The sequence below is a fragment of the Bradyrhizobium sp. 141 genome (assembly GCF_023074055.1).
Taxonomy (GTDB): Bacteria; Pseudomonadota; Alphaproteobacteria; order Rhizobiales; family Xanthobacteraceae; genus Bradyrhizobium.
This window is the reverse complement of the sequence record NZ_JADPKR010000053.1, coordinates 110964-132806: the sequence shown is the minus strand read 5'-3', so window position 1 is coordinate 132806 and position 21843 is coordinate 110964. Positions and strand designations below refer to the sequence as shown.

Sequence of the window (21843 nt, the reverse complement as noted above, 5' to 3'; positions counted from 1 at the left end):
ATCCTGAGGCGCGAGGCGTGGGACGCAACGCGTCCCACGAGGAGCCTCGAAGGATGCACGGCCCAGATGCAGCCGGGCCGTCGCCCTTCGAGGGCCGCCGAAGGTCAGGGTGACGGTGAGAGATTGGCGCTTGTCGCCCCGATCAATCCCGCAGCAGCTCGTTGATGCTGGTCTTGGACCGCGTGCGCTCGTCGACGCGCTTGACGATGACGGCGCAGGCGGTGCTGGGGCCGATCTGGCCGTTCTTCATCGGCTTGCCGGGCAGCGCGCCGGGCACCACGACGGAATACTCCGGCACTTCGCCCATGAAGACCTCGCCGGTCTCGCGGTCGACGATCTTGGTCGAGGCGCCCAGAAACACGCCCATCGCCAGCACCGCGCCCTTGCGCACGATCACGCCTTCGGCGACCTCGCTACGCGCGCCGATGAAACAATCGTCCTCGATGATGACGGGCTCGGCCTGCAGCGGCTCGAGCACGCCGCCGATGCCGGCGCCGCCCGAGATGTGCACGCGCTTGCCGATCTGGGCGCAGGAGCCGACGGTCGCCCAGGTGTCGACCATGGTGCTCTCATCGACATAGGCGCCGAGATTGACGAAGGACGGCATCAGCACGACGTTCTTGGCGATGAAGGCCGAGCGGCGCACGATGGAGCCGGGGACGGCCCGGAAACCCGCATCGCGAAAACGGTTCTCGCCCCAGCCTTCGAACTTCGACGGCACCTTGTCCCACCAGGTCGCCTTGCCGGATCCGCCGGGGATGACACCCATGTCGTTGAGGCGGAACGACAGCAGCACGGCCTTCTTCAGCCATTGGTTGACCTTCCACTTGCCGTCAGCGCCGCGCACGGCAACGCGCGCCTCGCCCTTGTCCAGGATATCCAACGACTGGTCCACGGCCTCGCGCACCTCGCCCTTGGTCGAGGTCGAGATGCCGTCACGCGCGTCGAAGGCGCTGTTGATGGTGGATTCAAGGGCTGCAAGGGACATCGGGATTTCCTCTGGGAAGGGGAATTTTGACGGATTGGCGCGCTTTTTCGGGATTTGGAGGGGCAGAGTCAAGGCATACTCCACCGTCGTCCCGGACAAGTGGAGCGCCCCCCGTAGCCCGGATGGAGCGAAGCGCAATCCGGGAAAGTCTTGCCGCGGCGCGAGGCCCCGGATTTCGCTGCGCTCCATCCGGGCTACCGCTTCACCGCGCCAACCTGTCCAAAAACCCGCTCAGATCATCCGTGACGTGGTCGACATGGGCCGCGTCCCGGCCCTCCAGTTCCCAATCCTCGCGCACCACCTCCTTCGTCCCATCCGGCACCACCAGCACGGTGGTCATGCCGAGCTGATGCGGGACGGTGAGGTTGCGGGCGAGGTCCTCGAACATGGCGGCTTTGGCCGGATCGACCGCGTGGTCGGAGAGGAATTTCCGATACGTCTGCTCCGCCGGCTTCGGCTCGAATTCGGCGGCGATGATGTCGAACACGCCGTCGAAATGGCTGGCGAAGCCGAGACGCGCCAGTACCGCATCGACATGGTCGACCGAGCCGTTGGTCAGGATCAACTTGCGCCCCGGCAGCTTTGCGATGGCTGCGCCGAGCGCCGGGTTCGGCTCCAGCGGCGAATGGTCGATCTTGTGGACGTAGGCGAGATAGTCGTCGGCGGAAACGCCATGCAGGGTCATCATGCCGCGCATCGTGGTGCCGAAGCGGCGGTAATAGTCCTTCTGAATAGCCCGCGCTTCCTCCGGGCCGACGTTCAGCCAGTTGCAGACGAACTCCCCGATCCGCGCATCCACCTGCTGCCACAGATTGACGTGATGCGGATAGAGCGTGTTGTCGAGGTCGAACACCCAGGTGTCGACGTGGTCGAAGGTGCGGGGTGAAGTCATCAAAACCCTCTCGATCACGGCACCGCAAAGCGCAGCGTCTTGCCGCCGCTCGACATGTCCACCGCGCCGAATCCCGTTGCCGCGAATCCGCGCGCGCCGCAATCGGTCTGCTCAACGGTCTCGAATTTGGTCTCGCGCGTGCAGAGCTGCCTGTCGCCGCCCCAGTTCAGCGGCCTGTCCTTCAGCTTGACGGCGCGGTTGTCGCCATCGACGGCTTCCGCGAAGCTGAAAATCTGTTTGGGCTGGCCGGTCACATCGGGGTGCAGGCACGTCCTGGGGTCGATGCGATACCAGCCGCGGCTGGTCACGGACTTGCCGTCGTCGGTCGCGATCGCCGCCATTACCTTGTGCGGCGTGTCGTTGCACCAGGTGAGGCCGGTCGCAGACGGCGTCTGCACCGCATCGACCATGGTCTTGAAGAAGTTTTGCGAGCCCACGATGTCCGACGACAATCCGCGGCTTTTCAGGAACGCGGCCAGCGCGCCTTGCGTCTTCGGCCCGTCGACGCCATCGATCGGCGCGGCGTCGTAGCCTGCGATCACCAGCAGGCGCTGGATGCCGGCGAGGCGGGCCTGCTCGTCGTCATATTCGGAATCCTCGGCGAGATAGGCCGTGAGGTTGCCGTCCGTTGCCTGCGTCGGCGTCACTTGCGTGAACGCGACTTGCGTCTGGCCGCTGCGGCACTGCCGTGCTGCCGCAATGACGAAATTGTCCTGCGCTATGCACAGCATGTCGCGGCCGTTCTGCGGGATCGGGGAGGCGCCATAGACGCCGAGCGCGCGGGCGTGGAGCAGGATGCGGTCGGCGGTCAGGGTGCCCTGCACCACCACGCGGCAGGTGGCGGGATCGATCCTGAACCAGCCCCGCGTCGCGGTCGCCGCCTTGTCGTCGATGCCGATCGCGGCTTCGACGACATAGGACATGCGGTTGCAGATCTTGAGGTCGGCGAAAGCCGGGGCGGAGGAGAAGAAGAACGAGACGACGGCCGCCGGCAGCGTCATCAGGACGCGGGTGAGGGGAGAGCGGCGCGGGCGCTGAACTCTCCGCTCGTCATGCCCGGGCTTGTCCCGGGCATCCACGTTCTTGGCTCCGGTCGAAATATCGTCGATGGCCGGGCCTTCGCCGCGCCGAAGCGGCTTCGGCCGCGCAGGCGGGACAAGCCCGGCCATGACGGCGTCTCTCGTCTCGTTGTCTCTCACTTGTGGATCAGCGTGCCCGTGCCCTGGTTGGTGAAGAGCTCGAGCAGCACCGCATGCTGCATCTTGCCGTCGATGATGACGACGCCCTCGACGCCCTGCTCCAGCGCGTAGATGCAGGTCTCGACCTTCGGGATCATGCCGCCGGAGATGGTGCCGTCGGCGATCAGTTTTCGCGCGTCCTTCACCGACAATTGTGGAATCAGCTTCTTCGACTTGTCGAGCACGCCCGGCACGTCGGTCAGCAGCAACAGGCGCTTGGCCTTCAGCGCGCCGGCGACGGCCCCTGCAAAGGTGTCGGCGTTGACGTTCAGCGTCTGGCCTTCCTTCGAGGTCGCGAGCGGCGCCAGCACCGGGATCAGCTCGTAGCCGATCAGCTGGTTGAGCAGCGTGAGGTCGACCTTCTCGGGATCGCCGACGAAGCCGAGATCGATCGCCTTCTCGATGTTCGAGCCCGGATCGATGATGGTGCGCGTCGTCTTCGACGCCTTCACCATGTTGCCGTCCTTGCCCGACAGCCCGACGGCCTTGCCGCCGGCCTCGTTGATATAGCCGACGATCTGCTTGTTGACGGAGCCGGCGAGCACCATCTCGACGATCTCGATGGTGGCGGCATCGGTGATGCGCAGGCCGGCGGCGAATTCCGAGACGATGCCGAGGCGCTTGAGCATGGTTGCGATCTGGGGCCCGCCGCCATGCACGACCACCGGATTGATCGCGGTCTGCTCCAGGAGCACGATGTCGCGGGCGAAGTTCTTGGCGGTCTCCTCGTCGCCCATGGCATGGCCGCCATATTTGATGACGATGGTTTCCTCGTCATACTGCTGCATGTGCGGCAGCGCTTCCGACAGGATGCGGGCCTGGTCGAGCGGGGAGATGTCGGTCATGAGGCGATCTCGCTGGCGGGTCTAACGCGGCTGCGTTCTATCCGATTGGCGGGGGCAGCGCAAAGTGTGGCTGGCATGCGGTCTCGTGCCCCGGACGCAGCGCAGCGCTTCTTCAGCGGTGCGCTGCAGAGCCGGGGCCCATGTTGCTGGGTCCCGGCTCTGCGGAGCGTCACTGCGTGCCGCACCGCGTCCGGGACACGAGCGTCACTTCCACGCCACCACCGCCGCCACACTCACCGCCAGCCAAGCCGCGATCATCACCGTCCCACCCGTCGGCGCCGCATAGGGAAACAGCGAGTGCCCGGCATATTGCCGCAAGCTGAGGTCGCCCGCGAACAGCGCGGCGCCGATCGCTAGGCCGAATGCGCCAACGAGGCCAATTCCGCCATGCAGAAGGCCGCGCGCGAGCAGGGCGACGGTCGCAAGTATGGCAGTTGCATGAAACAGCAGCATCGCGCTGGCCGAGGCGAGCCGGCTCGCATCGCTGCCATGCGCCGAGGCGGCCGCCAGTGCGACGCCGGCGGCGCCCATCAAACCGGCAAGCCCGATCAGCAGGCGGTGCGCGGCCGTCACGAGGCCCGCTCCTCCAGCAGCTTCGCCATCGCGGCGCGCAAGCTCTCCATGCCGGTCGAGCTGCGTGACGATGTCGCGAGCACGTTCGGAAACGCGGCGGGATGCTTGGCCAGCGCGGCCTCCGTTTCGGCGATGCGCAATTGCAGCTCGGAGGCCTTCACCTGGTCGGCCTTGGTCAGCACGATCTGATAGCTGACCGCGGAGCGGTCGAGCGTCTTCAGGACTTCGAGGTCGACGTCCTTGATGCCATGCCGCGCGTCGATCAGCACGTAGACGCGCGCGAGTGAGGCGCGTCCCAGCAGGAATTTGTGGATCAACTCGGTCCAGGACGCGACCTGGCTCTTGGGCGCCTTGGCATAGCCGTAGCCGGGCATGTCGACGAGGCGCAGGTCGGTCTTCCCTGGGACCTCGAAGAAGATCAGCTCCTGGGTGCGGCCGGGCGTATGCGAGGTGCGCGCGAGCGCGTTGCGGCCGGTGAGCGCGTTGATCAGGCTCGACTTGCCGACATTGGAGCGTCCGGCAAAGGCGACCTCCAGCCCCGCCATCGGCGGCAGCGTCTGGACCGAGGGCGAGGCCCAGATGAACTGCCAGTCGCGGGCGAACAGCTTTCGCCCGGCCTCGATCAGCTTCGCATCTTTGTCGTCGGTCTTCTCGTTCATCCGACCGGTCTATCCTCTCGTCATGGCCGGGCTCGTCCCGGCCATCCACGTCTTGTTACTGGGCGAGCTTCCAAAACGTGGATGCCCGGGACAAGCCCGGGCATGACGATGTGGAGGCATTTGCGCCCGCATAATCGGGCACGCTCGTGCGAAGCTACGTCGCCTTCCTCGCGAACGTCGCCTTGAGATTGTCGAACAGCTCCACTTTCACGCCGTTGCGGCGCATGATGTAGCTCTGTTGCAGAACCGAGAGCGTGTTGTTCCAGGCCCAGTAGATCACGAGGCCCGCCGGGAAGCCCGCCAACATGAAGGTGAAGATCAGCGGCATCCAGTTAAAGATGATCTGCTGCGTCGGATCCGGCGGCGTCGGGTTCAGCTTCATCTGGAACCACATCGTGATGCCCATGATGATCGGCCAGATGCCGAGCGCGAGGTAATGGCCGAACACCGGGATCGTGGTCGGATCGAACGGGATCAGCCCGAACAGGTTGAACAGATTGGTCGGGTCCGGCGCGGAGAGGTCCTTGATCCAGCCGTAGAACGGCGCGTGCCGCATCTCGATGGTGACGAACAGCACCTTGTAGAGCGAGAAGAACACCGGGATCTGGATCACCACGGGAAGACAGCCGGCAACCGGATTGATCTTCTCCTTGCGGTAGATCTCCATCATCTCCTGCTGCTGCTTCACCTTGTCGTCGGGATAGCGCTCCTTGAGCGCCTGCAGCTGCGGCTGAATCGACTTCATCTTCGCCATCGAAGCGTAGGACTTGTTCGCCAGCGGGAAGAACAACAGCTTCACGATCACGGTCACCAGCAGGATCGAGATGCCGAAATTGCCGAAGAAGCGGAAGAAGAAGTCGAGGCCGAGGAACATCGGCTTGGTGATGAAGTAGAACCAGCCCCAGTCGATCAACAGATCGAAATGGTTGAGGCCGAGCTCCTTGTTGTAGCCGCCGTGACCTGCGAGCGGAAAATTAATTCCGACCACGCCGGCTTCCTTGGCGCCGGCGAACAGGCGCGCATTTGCGGTCGCGGAGCCGCCGATCGCGACGGTGACGGGATCGAGCAGGTAGTCGGTCTGGTAGGTGTGGACGTTGCCGACCGGGTTGGACGAAAACCTCGCCTGCAGCCGCGCACCGGTGTCGGGCAGCAGTGCCGAGGCCCAGTACTTGTCGGTGATACCGAGCCATCCGTTGGTGACGTTGTTGAAGTTCACCTGCTTGGATTCGTCGACCTTCTTGTAGGCGTATTCCTGCAAGCCTTGATCGCCAAGATAGCCGATCAGGCCTTCATGCAGAATGTAGTAGCCGGAGACCTGGGGCGCGCCGTGGCGCGAGATCAGCGCGAACGGATAGAGCGTGACAGGCGCATTGCCGACATTGCTCACCTCATCCTTGATGGTGAAGAGATAATGGTCGTCGACTGCAATGGTGCGGCGGAAGGTGAGGCCGTCGCCATTTTCCCATTTCAGCACTACCGGCGTCGTCGGCGTCAGGCCGCCGCTGCCCTCCTGCTGCCAGACGGTCTGCGTGTCCGGCATCTTCGCCGTCACGCCCGTCGCCGCAACCCAGCCGAACTCGGCGTAATAGGGTTCAGCGGTGCCCGAGGGCGAATAGAGGATGATCGGCGGTGACTTCGGGTCGACCGTTTCGCGGAATTGCACCAGCGCGAGGTCGTCGATGCGGCCGCCCTTCAAGGAGATGCTGCCGGCGATCCGCGGCGTGTCGATCTTCACGCGCGGGCTGGCGGCGATCGCGGCATCGCGCGCAACGACCGGCTGAGCCTGCTGGTTCGCGCCCGGCGTTGCCGGCTGAGTCGCGTTGCCCGGGTGCGGCGCGCTGCCCGGCGTCGCCGATGCGGTCGGCTGCGGCGTGCCCTTCTGGAGCTCGGCCTGGGTCTGCTGCTGGGCGCGCTGCTTCTCCATCGCCGGCACATTGTAGAAATACTGCCAGGCGATCAGCACCAGGCCGGAGAGAATGACGGCGAGGATGGTATTGCGATTGTCGGTCATCACTATTGTCTCGTCATCAATCCGGTTTGCGGCTGGTCGCTGCGGCGTGGCCTGGCCTTTGGCCGCGCACTTTGTGCGTATGCCGCGCGGGCTTCGTGAACGCTATGCGCAGATCGTCGAGCATGGTCGTGAAGTCGCGCGAGAGCGCGTCCCTTCGGCCGACCAGCACATAATCATGATGGGGCTGCATCGACACCGGATCGAGCCGCTTCACCAGTTCGCGAAGCCGGCGCCGGATGCGATTGCGCGCGGGGGCGTTGCCGTTCTTTTTAGTCACGGTGAAGCCGACCCGGACCGGGCCGCCGTCATCGCGGGGGCGGCTTTGCAGGACGAACGCGGGACTATTCACCCGCGCGCCATTGGCAACGGCGAGGAAATCCGCCCGCTGCCTCAGCCGATCCATGATGAAATCCCGGAAAAGGGGGTCCGGCTCAGGCGCTCAGACGCTTGCGGCCGCGAGCGCGGCGGGCGGCGAGAACCTTGCGACCGCCGGCAGTGGCGAGACGGGCACGGAAGCCGTGACGGCGCTTGCGCACCAGTTTGCTGGGTTGATAAGTCCGCTTCACGGGTTTTTCTCCGCTGACCGGGCAATTTGCCTGTAGAATTGATGGTAAAGTCCGGAAGATGCGGCCCAAAACGGACCGTTTCCGGCCCCAAGAGAGCCGCTCCCGGTGTCGCACCGGGTCATCGCGGACAATTTGCGCGGCTTATAAGCGAGCGCCTTGTTTTCGTCAACGCCGCACAAGCGCACGTTTCCGGTGAATATCGCTGTTTGCTCGGGGTTTTTAACTCTTGAGGTAGCGACTCGCGATATCAGCGCTTACATCCTACCCCGGCAGATTAGCGATCCGTAATTTGACCCGACCGGGGTCGGGCCGCATCTTCACACCGCCAATCCTTCACCCGCCAAAGGCAGCGAGGGCGAATTTCGTGGCAGCGACAGACCTCCAGCCGATCCAGGATCAGGATCAGCCGGACCCGCCGGCGATGCGTCCCCGCGGGACGCGCGGGCTTGGGCTGTCAGGCAAGCTGCTGCTGCTCACCATTCCCCTGGTGATGATCGCGGCCATCCTGCTCTACGTGCCCGCCATTGCCAACTTCTGGGTCAACCGGCTGAACGACCGCGTCGCGGCGGCCAACACCGCGGCGTTGGTGCTGGATGCGGCGCCGCTCGGCATGGTTCCCGATTCGCTGTCGCGCCAGATCCTGAAAAGCATCAATGCCCGCGCCGTCGCCATCAAGATGGGCCAGCAGCGCCGGCTGCTCGCCAGCGACAACATTCCGGCCGCGATCGAGCATGACCTCGACCTGCGCGACATGACCGCCTGGGAGGCGATCACTGGCTCGTTCCGAATGATGCTGGAGACCGGCAACCAGGCCATCCGGATCGTCGGGCCCGGCGTTGGCAATGCCCAGTTCATCGAGATCGTGACCGACGAGCTGCCGCTGCGGCAGCAGATGTATCGTTTCTCCCGCAACCTCGTGGTGGTCGCGCTGATCATCGCGGCGCTGACCGCGGGGCTGGTCTATCTCGCGCTTCATTATCTCTTTGTGCGCCCGATGCGGCGGCTGACCGCGAGCCTGGTCGGCTTCCACGAGAACCCCGAAAGCTCCGCGGGCATCATCGTGCCGAGCCAGCGTAGCGACGAGATCGGGGTCGCCGAGCGCGAATTGTCGGACATGCAGCGCGATTTGATGTCGATGCTGAATCAAAAGAGCCGGCTTGCCGCCCTTGGCCTCGCTGTGTCCAAGATCAATCACGATTTGCGCAATCTGCTGGCCTCGGCCCAGCTTCTGTCCGATCAGCTCGCCAGCGTGCCGGATCCGCGGGTGCAGCGCTTTGCGCCCAAGCTGGTGCGCTCGCTCGAGCGCGCCATCGCCTTCTGCCAGTCGACGCTGTCCTACGGCCGCGCCCAGGAGGCCGCGCCGGACCGCCGCATGATCCTGATCGAGCCTGTGGTGCTGGAGGTGCGTGAGACCGCGGGCCTCGCCTCCGACGCCTCGATCGCCTGGGTCGCTGCGATCGAGCGCGGGCTGGCGATCGATGCCGATCCCGATCAGTTGTTCCGGGTGCTGCTTAACCTCGTCCGCAACGCGGCCCAGGCATTGGAGAGTCATTCCTCCGGCGAGGGTGGCCCGCAGCAGATCCGGATCACCGGAAAACGCGAGGGCGCCGTCGCGATCATCGAAGTTTCCGACACCGGCCCCGGCGTGCCCCAGAAGACCCGGGATCACCTGTTCGAGGCGTTCCAGACCTCCGGCCGCCCCGGCGGCAGCGGCCTTGGCCTCGCCATCGCCGCCGAGCTGGTCCGCGCCCATGGCGGCGACATTCACCTGGTCGAAGGCACCCTCGGCGCCACCTTCCGCATCGTCATCCCCGACCGCCCCGTGGAACTGCTCTCCATCCGCAACGAGCGGGCGCGGGCGTAGTCGGCCAGCGGCCGAGCTTTTCCGTCATTCCGGGGCGGTGCAAAGCGCCGAACCCGGAATCCGGAGGTTTCGGCACGAGATTCCGCCCTTCTGGCTTCGCGAGCCCCGGAATGATCGGGTGGAGATCGTCATCTGCCTGCAAAATCTCCCCATCCCGGACCTTGCCAATCGGGACAAGAGCGGTTAGTCAGAGCGCTCTTTCGCACCCCCTCCGGCTTTGCCGGGGGCTGCGTCGCGGGCCACCCCCGCGTTGTTTGCGAAACACGCGCCCGTAGCTCAGCTGGATAGAGCATCAGACTACGAATCTGAGGGTCGGACGTTCGAATCGTTCCGGGCGCGCCATTCTTTGACGCCGGGTAGCAACCCGGCATCCGAGATCGCGGATCGGCCGCGCGCCGTCGGGAACCAGATGAAGATATCACAGGCATTCAAATTCGAGGCGGCGCATCGGCTGCCCAAGGTGCCCGAGACGCACCGATGCAGCCGGCTGCATGGTCATTCCTACAGAGTAGAGGTTCAGCTCGACGGACCGGTCGACCCCCGCACGGGCTTCGTCGTGGACTTTTTCGATCTCGAGTCGAGCTTCGCCGATATCGTCGGCGCGTTGGACCACAGATGCTTGAACGACGTCGAGGGGCTCGAGAACCCGACGGCCGAGAACATTGCGATCTGGATATGGGATCGGCTGGCGTCGAGCCTGCGGCAAATTTCGGCGGTTCGCGTCTACGAAACGGCGGAGTGCTGGGCCGAATATCAGGGGCGGTGACGCGCGACCCTGCGCTGACCCGGCCCGGGCCTCACGAAGCCGGCGTCTCAGGCCATGCCCGCAATCGCCGTTTGCGAAAACGCGCCCTTAGCTCAGCTGGATTAGAGCGTTCAGGCTACGAATCTGTGGGGCAGACGTTCGAATCGTTCCGGGCGCGCCATTTCGATAGTAAGCTCGTCCGATGCGTACCATCGATCGTCTGTTCTCCTGCCTCGTTCTATTCCTTGCAATTTCAGCCGCCCCGGTGCTTCCCGCGCGCGCGGCCGACACCTGCCCGTTCATCAGCGCCAAGGAGCTCGCCAGCGCGATGCCGGCGCTCAAATGGTCGCTGATTTCAAATCAGGACGGCCGCGGCTGCATCTACCAGGCCGGGCGCGGCGACACGATGATGTTAACCGTCTTCCGCAATCCCGACAAGGATCGCGCCAGGGAATTGTACGCGACCTTCGTCAAGACGCTAGGCGAGCGCATGCCGCTCAACGCAGTGTCCGGGATCGGCGACGAAGGCCAGCGCGGAACGAGCGCCGCCGGCGCAGAGCGCCAGGAAGCCTCCGTCGTCGCCTTGTCCGGCGACTACATTCTGCAGATCACCGTCTATCCGATCGGCCGGCGTGCCGACGATGCGCTGCTCGGACCGCTCACCGAAGCCACGCGAATTGCCATCGCCAACGTGAACAAGAGCAGCGAACGGTTCGGCAATTGCGAGTGGCTTACGGCCGCGGATGCCGACGGCTTTCTCGACAAGAGCACGCTGACGGTGCAGCGGACCGGCGCGGGCAGCTGCATGATGTTCGATCGCGAGGCCAACACCATGACCGTCGCGGTGATCGCGACCTCGCGCGACACCGCCATCGGCATGATGAAACGCGCAGGTCCCTGTAAGCATGTGGCCATACCCGAGCTCGGCGGCGAAGCGTTCGGCGAGCATTCCTGCACCAAGGGCAACGGCAACGCCGTCACCATCTATGTCTGGAAGAACGGCAGGCAGGCTACGATCCTGTTCGCGCCGGTCAAGCCGCATCCGGAGTCCGGCTCGGTCGAGCGCCTGAAGGCGGTCGCGGGGCGGGTCTATGGAAAGCTGTAACCGGAGCGGTCGGCGGCGTTTGCGCAATTGCCTGCTGTCGTCGAGGTCGGGGTGCCCGGTTACGTCGCCGAGTCCTGCTATGTCGCGCAGGAGGAGGAACGCCGGCGCAAGCTGATCAAGAATGCGAACATCGAGGTGCAATAAGCGGGGCGAGCCCGGCTAAACATCCGGGACCGCTGAGCGGTCCCGGATGTCGTCCAACTACACCGTCAGCCCACAAGCCCGCCGGATCGCGATCTGAACCGGCGAAGCTGGCAACGCGGGATTAAACTCGCCCTTCGGCAGCAGCGGAGGCTGTGCCATGAAGCGCGGCCGTTTCCCTCGGTGGGGTTGCGCGGCATGAACAAGGAACGGGTGGCACAGATAGACGCTACCTGCCGCACCGGTCGCCAGTTCGATCTCGCAATCTCTGGTCGACGCATAGTCCTCGGCAGAGAGTTGCCGGAGCGTCGCGCCGGCCTCGCCATAGTGCAGCAGCTTCCGCGCGATGGTGGCATGCGAGCCTTTCCGGATCTGCGTCGGCGCATCATCGGCGCCGACATCCGAGAACAGGAAGAGCATTAGCAACGCACGCCCGCTGCTTTTCACATTGACGCGCCATTCCATGAAATCCGCATTGGTGGTGCCAAAGCTCATGTCCACATGCCAGCCGTCATCACCAGGCAATTCCGTTGATGGGAAGCGGATCGGAAAGGTTCCGAGGGCCGTGGGCGCAAGCCAGCGCCCTTCGCCGACGAGTTGATCGTAAACCTTGTGCAGGGGCGGCGCGTTCGCGGCGTCAATGAAAGAGGGCGAAGCCTTGAATCCCACCCGGACAACGGGTCGAGTCCAGTTCTCGGGTTCGTCTGGCGAAAGACCAATGTCCGCCCACAGCTCGTCCCTGCATTGCTTTGCAAGGTCGGTGCTGAAGGCGTTCTCGATCTTGACGAAACCGTCGTCGATGAAGCTCTGGACCTGACGAGGCGTCAGGCCAGCCTGTTCGGTCTGGGGCATTGCACATTCTCCGTGCGGCTACCGCATCAAGCGTCGCAGCCGGTTTGATCTGATTGGCGCGGATGCGCCGTGACGACTTCAGCCGTTCAGATCAGCGGAAAGAATGTGGACATGAACATCATGGTGGGAACGTATACTGCGGCGGACCCGGGAATCAAGACGCGCTGGGCGGGTCGCAGAAAATGAACTGTTCGTAAGGATGCAAGGCGAAGGTGCAGCTATCTGTCCTCGCCGTCCCGCCGGCGGAAGGGATCGGCGACATCATCGTGACCGCTGCGGCTACTGAAGAACATCAAGGCCATCAGCCCGCAACCGATGAGCAGCGAGAAGAAGCTTCCGAGACCAAGCGCGATCCAGCCATGCTTGCCCATTTCGACCCCGCTGCTGGCTCCCCAGACCGAGACAGCCCAGACGCCGGTGAGGATCAGCATGGCTCCGAGAGCGACCAACAGGGCGATCTGGCCGGCACTGATGTTTTTCATGACGGTTCTCGCTGTCGTTGCCTGACGAGAGTCAATTGCGAAGAGAGAGGAGACGTTCCTGTCACGACGCCGACCTTTGCGTGGCTCTCCTGAATTCGCTTGCCGCCGGGCGTGCCGTAAGCCCTCATTCGGAGACGGCGAGAACGGTCAGCCCCCTGGTGCGCGTGTCGGGCGTCTCGAATTCGATCCGCTGTCCCACCGAGAGGCCGATCAGCGCCGCTCCGACAGGCGTCAGGATCGAGATCCGGCTGAGCTCAATGTTCGCCTCGTGTGGATAGACCAGCACGATCTCCCGGCTCGCACCCGTTTCGTCATCGCGATAGGTCACTTTCGACCCCATCCTGATCACGCCGCGCAAGTCGTTCTCTTCCGTGACCGTCGCACGTTCCAGTTCCCGGGCCAGAAACTGGGCGACACGCGGAAATAGTTCCATGGTTGAATTTGCCAGCGAGCTGAGGCGCCGCGACTCGTCTTCCGTGATCTTGATCGGCGGCAGCGCCGGCTGTTCTCGCCGACTCCTGGTTTCGAAGTTGCGCATTTGAATTCTCCTACGCGGCAGTGGGTCCGGGGTCGTCATCGAACGGCGTGCCTCGGGGCGCCCGGAAGAGAGGGACGACCTTTGGACTTGATTGGGTTATGATCTGAACCCTGACGACGTTCAGACAGCCGGCGACGAAGTATGGCATCTGATCGCCGACCTGCAGTCCGATCAAAGCGACACCCAAAGGTGTCAGGACTGAAAGGCTGTCGGGATTCGACCAGCACTCCTCGGGCCAGACCAATTGCACGGTGCGACGCGGAACGCCCCAATTGGTGCAACATGTGACCCATGATCCCACGGTCACGAGCGAACGGAGATCGTCGCCCTCGTCGGGCACGATGTCGGCGCGGTTGATCTCACTTATGAGGAAGATCCCGTCCAGGTCGCCTTTCTGCGCGGCACGGCGGGCAAGCTGTTCAAGCCGCGGATAGTCCGATGCGGTGAGCGCGATTTTTGGAAGAGGCAGCACGGCACACTCCTTCTGCTTCAATACGACCTCTCGGGTGGAGATCACGAAAGCTGGAAAAGAGCCCGGACGGCGCGAACGCCGTCCGGCTAACCGCCTGCTTGGAGGCGGCCGGCGTGAAGACTGAAACGCGCGGTGCGCGCATCTATGTCGACGACATATGCCATGACACTCTGACTATAGTGTTTCATTCCGCTGGTAACATTGCGACGAAACCGCACAGCCGCGAGCATTGGATCTTCGCAACAAGCCGCAATTTGGCGGCGATGCGAGCTTCAGATTTCGCGGCTCAGCCTTTCACCGCAGCCCCTGCTCGTCGATCAGAATGCGGTGGATCTCGATGCGCTGCGGCAGCTCGATCAGGAATTCCGCGTCGCGCGCGAGATGATGGACCTTGGTCGGCTCGCTCTTGGTGAAGGCCGTCATGGCCGCGATATCAGCCCAATAGGAGATGGTCGTGAACCACGTCTCATCATCGCGGTCCTCGCGCAATTGCTGTACCCCGAGCGCGGTCTTCAATAGCGGCGGAATGCCTTCGGACTGCAGATAGGCCTGGTAGGCGTCGGCGAGATCGCGGCGGGTACGGCCGCGCCAGATGCGGGCGATGGTCGGCTTGGTCGGCATGGCAGGACTCCCTGCGAGGCGAACGCTGTGCCTCGCATTCCCGTTCCATGCGTCTCGGTGTCACTGCCGGTGACAGAATTTGTGCCGACCGTCGACGGCGCCGTCGCACGATTCCGGATCATTGATCTGCAGCAATGATGATCTTGACCACAAATGCTAAAGCGATTCGCAAGTCGCGCTCTGGGCCAGCCAGTCGCGAGAATCGCAGCGCGTGCTGGAACCCGAGGGCTCAATGGGACGACTCCTGAATATCGTGACGCCACTGCATACGGCGACCAAGCGCGACTACATGGGCCGCATGAACGACGACAAGATCGGCTGCTCGCTGAAGGCGCGGGAATACGAGGCCGATTATTGGGACGGTGACCGCCGCTTCGGCTATGGCGGCTACCGCTTCATCGAAGGGCGCTGGGCGCCGGTCGCCAAGGCGCTGATCGAGACCTATGGTCTGAAGGATGGGTCCAGCGTGCTCGATGTCGGCTGCGGCAAAGGCTTTCTGCTCTACGAAATGCAGAAGATCCTGCCGGGCTTGAAGGTCGTCGGCTTCGACATCTCCAAGCATGGTCTCGAAAATGCGCACGAGCAGGTGAAGCCGTACCTTTTCAACTATCGTGCCCAGGACATCTATCCCTATGGCGACGACAGTTTCGATCTCGTCATCTCGCTCGGCACTCTGCACAATCTCCGGCTGTATGAACTCGATGCGGCGCTCAAGCAGGTCGAGCGGGTCGGCAAGAACAAATACGTCATGGTCGAGGGCTACCGGAACGTCGCCGAGCTGCACAACCTCGAATGCTGGGCGCTGACGGCGGAGTCCATCCTGCACACGTCGGAATGGATCTGGCTGTACGGCAAGCTCGGCTACACCGGCGATTACGAATTCATCTATTTCGAGTGATCGGGCGCTCCTCATGGACATCAAGACTGCCAAGGCGGCCATTCTCGTCGAATCGGGCAAGCCGCTGATCGTCGACGAGTTCACCTTGCCGGATGCGCTCGAGCACGGCCAGGTGCTAGCGCACGTGCACACCTCGAGCATCTGCGGCGCGCAGATCAACGAGATCGACGCCGTCAAAGGCGTCGACAAGTTCCTGCCGCACCTCTTGGGGCACGAAGCGCTGGCAACGATCGTCGAGACCGGACCCGGCGTCGTCTCCTGCAAGCAGGGCGACACCGTCGTCATGCATTGGCGCCCGGGCAAGGGCATCCAGTCCAATACCCCGGTCTATTCCTGGCGCGGCAAGCGCCTCAATGCGGGCTGGGTCACCACCTTCAACGACTATGCCGTGGTGTCCGAGAATCGCGTCACGCCCGTTCCGGCCTCGATCGACCGCACCAGCGCGCCGCTGCTCGGCTGCGCGGTGACGACCGCGCTCGGTGTCGTCAATAACGATGCGCAAATCGCCATCGGCGAGGCCGTCGTCGTGTTCGGCGTCGGCGGCGTTGGATTGAACATCGTGCAATTTGCCGCGATGGTCGGCGCCTATCCCGTCATTGCGATCGACCGCCTCGACAACAAGCTTGAAATGGCGAGGCAGTTCGGCGCCACCCACACCATCAACTCCGAAGCGATCAAGGATGTGGCTGCTGAGGTTCGGTCCATCACAGGCACTGAGGGACCCGACAAGGTCGTCGAGACCACCGGCGTCAAGAATCTGATCGAGCTCGCCTACGAGATCACTGCGAAGAAGGGCCGCTGCATCCTCGTCGGCGTTCCCCGCGAGAAGGCCGAAATCTACACGCTGCCGCTCCACTTCGAGAAGGTGCTGAAGGGCTCGGAAGGCGGGCAATGCCAGCCGGCGCGCGATATCCCGCGTCTCGTTCGGCTGAGCGATGCCGGCAAGGTGAGCTACCGCGGGATCGTGACCCACGAGTTCGCGCTCGACGACGTCAACGACGCACTGGACTTGATGCGCAGCGGCACCTCGGGACGAATTCTGCTGAACATCAGCTGAGCGCGGCGACGAGGTCGCAAGCCTGGTCGAGGCCGCCGGCGCCGCAAGTCCGGCGCGCAGACCATCCAAGCCGTTCTTTTCAGCCTGAACGGGGCCGTTCGCAGGCCTTTCGGCATCTGCGATTGCGCCGCTGTTGCCGGCGTGGCCAGGCCGCACGTCATGACGGCTTCGCGCGCCGGCCGTAACCGCCGGTTAACCATGGATATTTACGGTGTCGCAAGCCTCTGAACTGTGACTGTCAGTTGATTTCGAGTCGAGCCCATGGCGTTCGGTAGCCGCCCATCTCCGCGAAGCATCGCCCCGACGGAGCCAGCGGCTTCGTGGGAAGCGCCGCGGGCTGCGCGGACGAAACCCGATGGTGCCGCGCCGGCGCTGATCAAGGGATCGCTGACGGTTTCCGGAGCACTCTCTTTCCTGCGCGAGAACGGTCGGCGCATTCTGACGCTGGCACTGGCGCTGTTCGCCCTCGGCGTCGTCGTTCTCATGTTTCTGCCGGTCCGGTATGCCGCGACGGCCCTGGTCGTGCTCGATCCCCGGGAGCTGCGTGTCACCACGGAGCAGGACGTTTTGCCGGGCATCGGCCAGGACGCCGCGGCGCTTCAGAGCCAGATCGAGATCGCCAAATCGGACGGCTTTCTCCGCCCCCTGATCGAGCAGCTCAAGATTGCTGATGACGATGATATATCGGGTGGTCATACCGACATGACGCGCCTGCTCGAAAAATTCCGCAGCCGCCTCGAGATCACGCGCCGCGGGCTCACCTACGTCATTGCGGTTTCCTTCACCTCGAACCGCCCCGAGCGGGCCGCTTACTATGCCAACGCCATCGCCGAGGCGTTCGTCGCCAGCCAGGGCCGCGTCCGCACCGAGGCCACGGACGAGGCCGCCGACTGGCTCAAGGACCGGCTGAAGACGTTGAACGAGCGCCTGCGCGCCTCGGAAGACGCCGTCGCCGCCTTCAGGCTCGAGCACAAGATTCTCAATGCCGGCAAGGATTCGACCACACAGCAATTGCGGGTGACTGATCTCAATCAGCAGGTCTCCGCCGCACGTCTGCGCACCGAGGAAGCCAAGGCGCGCTACGAGCAGGTGCAGCGCGATCTCAAGGCCAATGTCGAAGGGCCGGTGAAGCAGGACCTGCTGAGCATGCTGCGGGCGCAGCGCTCGACCCTGAATGACCAGATCGCGCAGAAGAAGGCGGTGTACGGCGAGCGCCATCCCGACCTCGCGATCTCCTACAGCCAGCTGGCCGATATCAACCGTCAGATCGAGGTCGAGCGGAAGAAGAACATCGACACGGCCAAGTCGGAATATGAAGCGCAGCTGGAGCAGCAGAACGCGCTGGAAAAGCAGCTCAAGGCGGTCGAGACGCAGATGCTGGTCGACGGGCAGGCGCTGGTGAAGCTGCAGGAGCTGCAGCGCGACGCCGACGCCAACAGGAACATCTACGAGCAGTTCCTGTCGCGGTTCAAGACCACCAACGAGCAGCGTCAGCTGCAGGCGTCCCAAACCAAGATCGCTTCGCCCGCCATTCCGCCGCTGCGTTCGACGCGTCCGCCGCTCGCTCTGCTGCTGGCGGCGCTGGCGATCGGCTCGCTGCTGACGTCGACCGCTGCAATTGCGGTTGTGGCGAGCATGTCCGACCAGTCTGCGCCCATCGAAGCTCCCGTGCATGCCGCGGTGGAGAACACGCAGGGTCGGCAAGCTCAGCCCCAAGTCCAGGTTCAAGTTCAGCCTCAAGTCCAACCTCCGGCCGCTGCCGTGGGCCGGCCGGAGGCGATGCCGCGCCTTCCTGTCTGGGCCCGCATCCCCGATCTTTCGTCTGGAGCCAACACCAACACCGTCTGGCAAAGACCGATCGCCGCCTCGGCCGAGCTCGATCTCGGTGCCCATCTGCGGCCGCTGCTCGAGCGGATCGATCGCGTCCCGGTGCGCGGTTGCAAGGTCGCCCTCGTGTTGTCGGTCGGCAAGAGTGCCGGCGGTAACACCGTTGCGCGCTCCCTCAATCGCGCCGCCGTGAACCGTGGCATGATGAGCGTATTGATCCGGCTGCAGCCGGAATTTGCAGGTCACCAGCCTCCGGTGACCGAATGGAATGACGGCTCGACCACGGCGGGACTGCAGTCGATCGACGAGCTCCTGAGTGCCGGCCGAAAGGCCGATGCGAGTCCCGAGGACGATATTCGCTCGGAGTTCGACCTGATCATCGTCCATGCCGGAAATCTCGCCCTGCAGCCCGACGCCATCGCGCTGGCGGCGCATGCGGATCTCATCGTCCTGGTGGCGCGCGCCGGCGAGCTCGGTTCGGCGGCGATGCGCAGGGTGACCGCGGCGCTGTCGAGGTATGACGCTTTGCCGACCGGTCTCGTCGTCAATCATGCACCTGCAGGCTCGCAAGCGCCGCACCCCGAGGGTGGCGCATTGGGCCTTGCGGTTTGACGATGACAGCGTCGCGCCGTCGTCTGCTGGCCGCGGCGATGCTCCTGTCGATCTTGTTCGGCCCTCCCGTCTTCGCCAACGATTGTGTGCCTTTGCCGCAGACCGTCGCGCCGAACCGGCTTGCCGCGCTGTCCCGCGGCTTCAATGCCGACGGCTGGATCAATGGCGCGGCCCCGAGCCGCGAATTGCTGCAGCAGCTGCGCAAGGCGGGAATGAGCCATGTCCGCCTTCCGGTGCCGGCAGAGCGCCTGATGCCTCGTTTCGCAGCGAAGGCTGAGCGCGACGAGACGCTGCGCGTGCTCGACCAGGCGCTGAAGCAGCTCACCGCGCTCGGCTATTCCACGTCGGTCGATCTTCATCCCGGCGAGCGCTTCAATCGCCTGCACAAGGAGGATCCGGACGCGGCGCTGGGGCAGATGCAGGAGGCCTGGAGCGGACTTGCAGAGGTCATACGCTCCTATCCGGCCGATCGCATCTTCGCCGAGCTGCTCAACGAGCCCGATATCGACGCCGACAAATGGCAAGCCCAGGTCGAGGCGCTCGCCGCCTTCGTGCGCGGATTGCTTCCCAAGACAACCCTCGTTGTCGGTCCGGTCAACTGGCAGCGCGCGGACTCGCTGCCACGGTTCCGGCCCCTGCCGGATCCCGATATCGTCTATGCCATCCACTTCTATGATCCGATGGTGTTCACCCATCAGGCCCATTGGGATGCACAGGATCCGCTGCACGACATCATCGATCTGCCTTATCCGATCAACGCCGGCGATCCCAAAGTTCAGGCAATGCGCCAGGATTTGCAGGCGAGGGGCGCGACCAAGGCGCTCGGCATGCTCGACGTTGCGATTGCCGCCGCCAAGGACAGGCCGGGGGCCGATCGCTGGCTCGCGCCCGCGCTTCAATGGCAGCAGCAATTTGCGCGGCCGATCATCGTCAACGAATTCGGCGTGTTGAAAGCCGGCGCGCCCAGACAGAGCCGGGTGCGCTGGCTGGCGGAAGTGACTGCCTATGCCCGCGACCATTGCTGGGGCTGGGCGCATTGGGAGCTGGCGCAGGGTTTTGGCCTCGTCGACCGCAGCACCGGCAAGCCCGATCCCGACGTGATGCGGGCGCTGCTCGGCGGCGCGACCCGGCCCGGCCGGCGCTGACCTCTCATCGCGTTCCGCTATCGTTAACGAATCCTTACACATCGCCCCGCTATCGTGCCCCCCGCGCGATGCCAAAGGACGATTGATGAGCGCCGGGTCCTCACCTCAGGTTCAGACCGTGCAGGCCGAGGCATCGCCGCCGGCCTGGCGCGAACTGGTCCTGACCTTCTGCATCGCCGTGGCGACGATCGGCTTTGCGCCGGTCCTTCACCTCGCCAATCCGGCGTTGGGCATTGCCGTCGTGGTCCTCGTCGGCATCGCCATCGTCGTGGCGGTCCCGACCTACGCGCCCGCCATCGCGATCTTCGTTCTGTTCTTCCAGAATCTGTTCGTCTCGATCCTGTCGCCGCTGGTCCCGCTGCCGTCCGATCTCGACTTCATCAAGGGCTACAATTTCCTCGTCTGCTCCATCATGTGGCTGGCGACGTTGGGCCTCTACGTGCTGGGCCAGAGGAATCAATCGGCTGAGGTGAACCGGATCATGCGCTGGGGCGTCGTCACCCTGGCCGTGGTGTCGCTGTATTTCGCGATCGGCTTCATCCAGGACGGACAGCCTGCGGCGGTTTATCTGCGCAATATCGTGATGCCGCTGTTCCTGTTCCAGCTGTCGCTTTTGACAGCCGCGACCTATGAGGTGCGCATCACGCCCTTCCTGGTGACGCTCGCGGTCATCCTCATGGTGTGCGGCTACGTCGAGCTCGCCTTCCGCGATTTTTGGCTCGCCGTCACCAACGGATACGCGTTCTGGGGTTTCGACGAGCTCAAGGCGACACACTCAGGCGTCTGGGAAGCCCAGATGAGGGCCACCGGCAACGTGCCCGTCGATCTCAAGGATCGTTTCAGCTTCGACTTCCTGAACACGCCCCTGCTCGAAGGGTTCGGCCTGTCGAAGATGCTGCGCATCCACGGCCCGAACATGCACCCGATCAGCTTCGCCTACGGGATCGGCTTTCTCGGCCTGTTCCTGTTCTCGGTGGGACGGCCGCTGCTGGCCCTTGCGGCGCTGCCGCTCCTGGTGTTTTGCAGCGTGAAGGGAGCGCTCATCGTCGTGGTCTTCGTGGTCGCGGCCTGGGTCTCGACCCGGCTGCTCGGCGCGGTGGTGACGCTGCTGCTCGGCTTCCTCGGCCTGATCGCCTTTGCGGTTCTGGCGATCCGCGTCGGCTTACAGATCGGCGACTATCACGTCATCGGCCTCATGGGCGGCCTGAACGGATTCGTGGAGAGACCGTTCGGCCGGGGCCTCGGCGTCGGCGGCAATCTGTCGGACAGCTATTTCTCCATCGACTGGAGTGCCGCGCAGGCGGCCGGAACGATCGATGGCGCGGTCGAAAGCGCGATCGGCGTGCTGCTGTACCAGATGGGCATCGCCGCCTTCGTGCCGCTTGCCTTCTATTTCGCGATGGCGCTCAAGGCCTGGCGCCTGTACGCGTCGTCAGGATATCTGACGCAGGGTCTCGCCGGCTTCGGCGTCATGGTCGTGCTGCTCAACGGATTGTTTCAGGAAGAGGCCTTGTTCGCGCCGCTGGCGCTCGGACTCATGCTCTCGCTCACTGGCCTGGTCATCGGCAGCCATGTGAGAATGCAGGCCGTCGCCAGCGAGGAGGCCGAGTTCGAGCAGCTGACGCGGTACCAGCCCGTGACGTAGGCTGGCGGAGCGCCAGTGGTCCCGACGCGGCTCTCAGGTCGCGCGCCCATCCAGGAACTTCCATTTT

General features: G+C 64.2%; 22 protein-coding genes and 1 tRNA gene. 9 read left to right on the top strand and 14 right to left on the bottom strand.

Annotated elements, in window-relative coordinates:
* Positions 1-142: 142 nt before the first annotated feature.
* The 9 genes from dapD to rpmH form a co-directional block, all read right to left on the bottom strand.
* Positions 143-988 (bottom strand): 2,3,4,5-tetrahydropyridine-2,6-dicarboxylate N-succinyltransferase, encoded by an 846-nt coding sequence (gene dapD, locus IVA81_RS15125; protein WP_247319387.1) that lies wholly within the window; start codon positions 986-988, stop codon positions 143-145.
* Positions 989-1190: 202 nt separating this feature from the next.
* Entirely contained in the window at positions 1191-1880 is a 690-nt protein-coding gene (locus tag IVA81_RS15120) for a pyrimidine 5'-nucleotidase (RefSeq protein WP_247319384.1), read from the bottom strand.
* A gap of 14 nt (positions 1881-1894) precedes the next feature.
* Positions 1895-2881 (bottom strand): DUF1036 domain-containing protein, encoded by a 987-nt coding sequence (locus tag IVA81_RS15115; protein WP_247319598.1) that lies wholly within the window; start codon positions 2879-2881, stop codon positions 1895-1897.
* Between the two features lie 194 nt (positions 2882-3075).
* Positions 3076-3963 carry an acetylglutamate kinase gene (gene argB / locus IVA81_RS15110; protein ID WP_028140832.1) on the bottom strand — a complete coding sequence of 296 codons (888 nt, stop codon included), beginning with the start codon at positions 3961-3963 and terminating at the stop codon, positions 3076-3078.
* 204 nt (positions 3964-4167) lie between these two features.
* Positions 4168-4536: a DUF423 domain-containing protein gene (locus IVA81_RS15105; RefSeq protein WP_247319381.1), complete on the bottom strand. Its 369-nt coding sequence runs from the start codon at positions 4534-4536 to the stop codon at positions 4168-4170.
* On the bottom strand, positions 4533-5195 hold the full coding sequence (gene yihA / locus IVA81_RS15100) for a ribosome biogenesis GTP-binding protein YihA/YsxC (RefSeq protein WP_247319378.1): 663 nt from the start codon (positions 5193-5195) through the stop codon (positions 4533-4535). The genes IVA81_RS15105 and yihA overlap by 4 nt, the downstream gene beginning before the upstream one ends.
* A 154-nt stretch (positions 5196-5349) precedes the next feature.
* Positions 5350-7206 (bottom strand): membrane protein insertase YidC, encoded by a 1857-nt coding sequence (gene yidC, locus IVA81_RS15095; protein ID WP_247319365.1) that lies wholly within the window; start codon positions 7204-7206, stop codon positions 5350-5352.
* A 16-nt stretch (positions 7207-7222) separates the two neighbouring features.
* Positions 7223-7609: a ribonuclease P protein component gene (gene rnpA, locus IVA81_RS15090; RefSeq protein ID WP_247319353.1), complete on the bottom strand. Its 387-nt coding sequence runs from the start codon at positions 7607-7609 to the stop codon at positions 7223-7225.
* 28 nt (positions 7610-7637) lie between these two features.
* Positions 7638-7772: a 50S ribosomal protein L34 gene (gene rpmH, locus IVA81_RS15085; RefSeq protein WP_008542748.1), complete on the bottom strand. Its 135-nt coding sequence runs from the start codon at positions 7770-7772 to the stop codon at positions 7638-7640.
* Positions 7773-8193: 421 nt separating this feature from the next.
* On the opposite strand from rpmH, the gene IVA81_RS15080 reads away from it, so the two are divergent.
* The 4 genes from IVA81_RS15080 (at position 8194) to IVA81_RS15065 (ending at position 11486) form a co-directional block, all read left to right on the top strand.
* On the top strand, positions 8194-9636 hold the full coding sequence (locus tag IVA81_RS15080; RefSeq protein ID WP_247319596.1) for a HAMP domain-containing sensor histidine kinase: 1443 nt from the start codon (positions 8194-8196) through the stop codon (positions 9634-9636).
* Positions 9637-9901: 265 nt separating this feature from the next.
* Positions 9902-9978 (top strand) — tRNA-Arg (locus tag IVA81_RS15075).
* A 67-nt stretch (positions 9979-10045) separates the two neighbouring features.
* The gene (gene queD / locus IVA81_RS15070) at positions 10046-10402 is read left to right on the top strand and encodes a 6-carboxytetrahydropterin synthase QueD (RefSeq protein ID WP_247319351.1); all 357 of its coding nucleotides are present in this window, start codon (positions 10046-10048) and stop codon (positions 10400-10402) included.
* A gap of 181 nt (positions 10403-10583) precedes the next feature.
* Positions 10584-11486 carry a hypothetical protein gene (locus tag IVA81_RS15065; RefSeq protein WP_247319339.1) on the top strand — a complete coding sequence of 301 codons (903 nt, stop codon included), beginning with the start codon at positions 10584-10586 and terminating at the stop codon, positions 11484-11486.
* A 201-nt stretch (positions 11487-11687) separates the two neighbouring features.
* Here IVA81_RS15065 and IVA81_RS15060 read toward each other — a convergent pair whose 3' ends face one another.
* From IVA81_RS15060 to IVA81_RS15040, 5 genes are all read right to left on the bottom strand, one after another.
* Entirely contained in the window at positions 11688-12479 is a 792-nt protein-coding gene (locus IVA81_RS15060; protein WP_247319337.1) for a phytanoyl-CoA dioxygenase family protein, read from the bottom strand.
* Between the two features lie 218 nt (positions 12480-12697).
* Positions 12698-12961 (bottom strand): hypothetical protein, encoded by a 264-nt coding sequence (locus tag IVA81_RS15055; protein ID WP_247319333.1) that lies wholly within the window; start codon positions 12959-12961, stop codon positions 12698-12700.
* A 124-nt stretch (positions 12962-13085) separates the two neighbouring features.
* On the bottom strand, positions 13086-13499 hold the full coding sequence (gene rnk / locus IVA81_RS15050) for a nucleoside diphosphate kinase regulator (protein ID WP_247319330.1): 414 nt from the start codon (positions 13497-13499) through the stop codon (positions 13086-13088).
* Between the two features lie 10 nt (positions 13500-13509).
* On the bottom strand, positions 13510-13992 hold the full coding sequence (locus IVA81_RS15045; RefSeq protein ID WP_247319327.1) for a GreA/GreB family elongation factor: 483 nt from the start codon (positions 13990-13992) through the stop codon (positions 13510-13512).
* Positions 13993-14265: 273 nt separating this feature from the next.
* Positions 14266-14592 (bottom strand): hypothetical protein, encoded by a 327-nt coding sequence (locus IVA81_RS15040; protein WP_247319325.1) that lies wholly within the window; start codon positions 14590-14592, stop codon positions 14266-14268.
* A 232-nt stretch (positions 14593-14824) separates the two neighbouring features.
* Here IVA81_RS15040 and IVA81_RS15035 point away from each other — a divergent pair, with 232 nt between their 5' ends.
* The 5 genes from IVA81_RS15035 (at position 14825) to IVA81_RS15015 (ending at position 21776) form a co-directional block, all read left to right on the top strand.
* A complete protein-coding gene (locus IVA81_RS15035) occupies positions 14825-15490 on the top strand; it encodes a class I SAM-dependent methyltransferase (protein WP_247319324.1) in 666 nt (221 codons plus the stop codon).
* Positions 15491-15503: 13 nt separating this feature from the next.
* Positions 15504-16547: a zinc-binding dehydrogenase gene (locus IVA81_RS15030; RefSeq protein WP_247319322.1), complete on the top strand. Its 1044-nt coding sequence runs from the start codon at positions 15504-15506 to the stop codon at positions 16545-16547.
* 261 nt (positions 16548-16808) lie between these two features.
* The gene (locus IVA81_RS15025) at positions 16809-18986 is read left to right on the top strand and encodes an exopolysaccharide transport family protein (RefSeq protein WP_247319320.1); all 2178 of its coding nucleotides are present in this window, start codon (positions 16809-16811) and stop codon (positions 18984-18986) included.
* Positions 18987-18988: 2 nt separating this feature from the next.
* The gene (locus IVA81_RS15020) at positions 18989-20131 is read left to right on the top strand and encodes a cellulase family glycosylhydrolase (protein WP_247319318.1); all 1143 of its coding nucleotides are present in this window, start codon (positions 18989-18991) and stop codon (positions 20129-20131) included.
* Positions 20132-20216: 85 nt separating this feature from the next.
* A complete protein-coding gene (locus tag IVA81_RS15015; protein ID WP_247319315.1) occupies positions 20217-21776 on the top strand; it encodes a hypothetical protein in 1560 nt (519 codons plus the stop codon).
* The last annotated feature ends 67 nt before the right edge of the window (positions 21777-21843 follow it).

Bases quoted from the DNA above. Each gene is read 5' to 3' on its own strand.
- dapD (WP_247319387.1), bottom strand. From the start codon at position 988: ATGTCCCTTGCAGCCCTTGAATCCACCATCAACAGCGCCTTCGACGCG.
- IVA81_RS15120 (WP_247319384.1), bottom strand. From the start codon at position 1,880: ATGACTTCACCCCGCACCTTCGACCACGTCGACACCTGGGTGTTCGAC.
- IVA81_RS15115 (WP_247319598.1), bottom strand. From the start codon at position 2,881: ATGACGCTGCCGGCGGCCGTCGTCTCGTTCTTCTTCTCCTCCGCCCCG.
- argB (WP_028140832.1), bottom strand. From the start codon at position 3,963: ATGACCGACATCTCCCCGCTCGACCAGGCCCGCATCCTGTCGGAAGCG.
- yihA (WP_247319378.1), bottom strand. From the start codon at position 5,195: ATGAACGAGAAGACCGACGACAAAGATGCGAAGCTGATCGAGGCCGGG.
- yidC (WP_247319365.1), bottom strand. From the start codon at position 7,206: ATGACCGACAATCGCAATACCATCCTCGCCGTCATTCTCTCCGGCCTG.
- rnpA (WP_247319353.1), bottom strand. From the start codon at position 7,609: ATGGATCGGCTGAGGCAGCGGGCGGATTTCCTCGCCGTTGCCAATGGC.
- IVA81_RS15080 (WP_247319596.1), top strand. From the start codon at position 8,194: ATGCGTCCCCGCGGGACGCGCGGGCTTGGGCTGTCAGGCAAGCTGCTG.
- queD (WP_247319351.1), top strand. From the start codon at position 10,046: ATGAAGATATCACAGGCATTCAAATTCGAGGCGGCGCATCGGCTGCCC.
- IVA81_RS15065 (WP_247319339.1), top strand. From the start codon at position 10,584: ATGCGTACCATCGATCGTCTGTTCTCCTGCCTCGTTCTATTCCTTGCA.
- IVA81_RS15060 (WP_247319337.1), bottom strand. From the start codon at position 12,479: ATGCCCCAGACCGAACAGGCTGGCCTGACGCCTCGTCAGGTCCAGAGC.
- IVA81_RS15055 (WP_247319333.1), bottom strand. From the start codon at position 12,961: ATGAAAAACATCAGTGCCGGCCAGATCGCCCTGTTGGTCGCTCTCGGA.
- rnk (WP_247319330.1), bottom strand. From the start codon at position 13,499: ATGCGCAACTTCGAAACCAGGAGTCGGCGAGAACAGCCGGCGCTGCCG.
- IVA81_RS15040 (WP_247319325.1), bottom strand. From the start codon at position 14,592: ATGCCGACCAAGCCGACCATCGCCCGCATCTGGCGCGGCCGTACCCGC.
- IVA81_RS15035 (WP_247319324.1), top strand. From the start codon at position 14,825: ATGGGACGACTCCTGAATATCGTGACGCCACTGCATACGGCGACCAAG.
- IVA81_RS15030 (WP_247319322.1), top strand. From the start codon at position 15,504: ATGGACATCAAGACTGCCAAGGCGGCCATTCTCGTCGAATCGGGCAAG.
- IVA81_RS15025 (WP_247319320.1), top strand. From the start codon at position 16,809: ATGGCGTTCGGTAGCCGCCCATCTCCGCGAAGCATCGCCCCGACGGAG.
- IVA81_RS15020 (WP_247319318.1), top strand. From the start codon at position 18,989: ATGACAGCGTCGCGCCGTCGTCTGCTGGCCGCGGCGATGCTCCTGTCG.
- IVA81_RS15015 (WP_247319315.1), top strand. From the start codon at position 20,217: ATGAGCGCCGGGTCCTCACCTCAGGTTCAGACCGTGCAGGCCGAGGCA.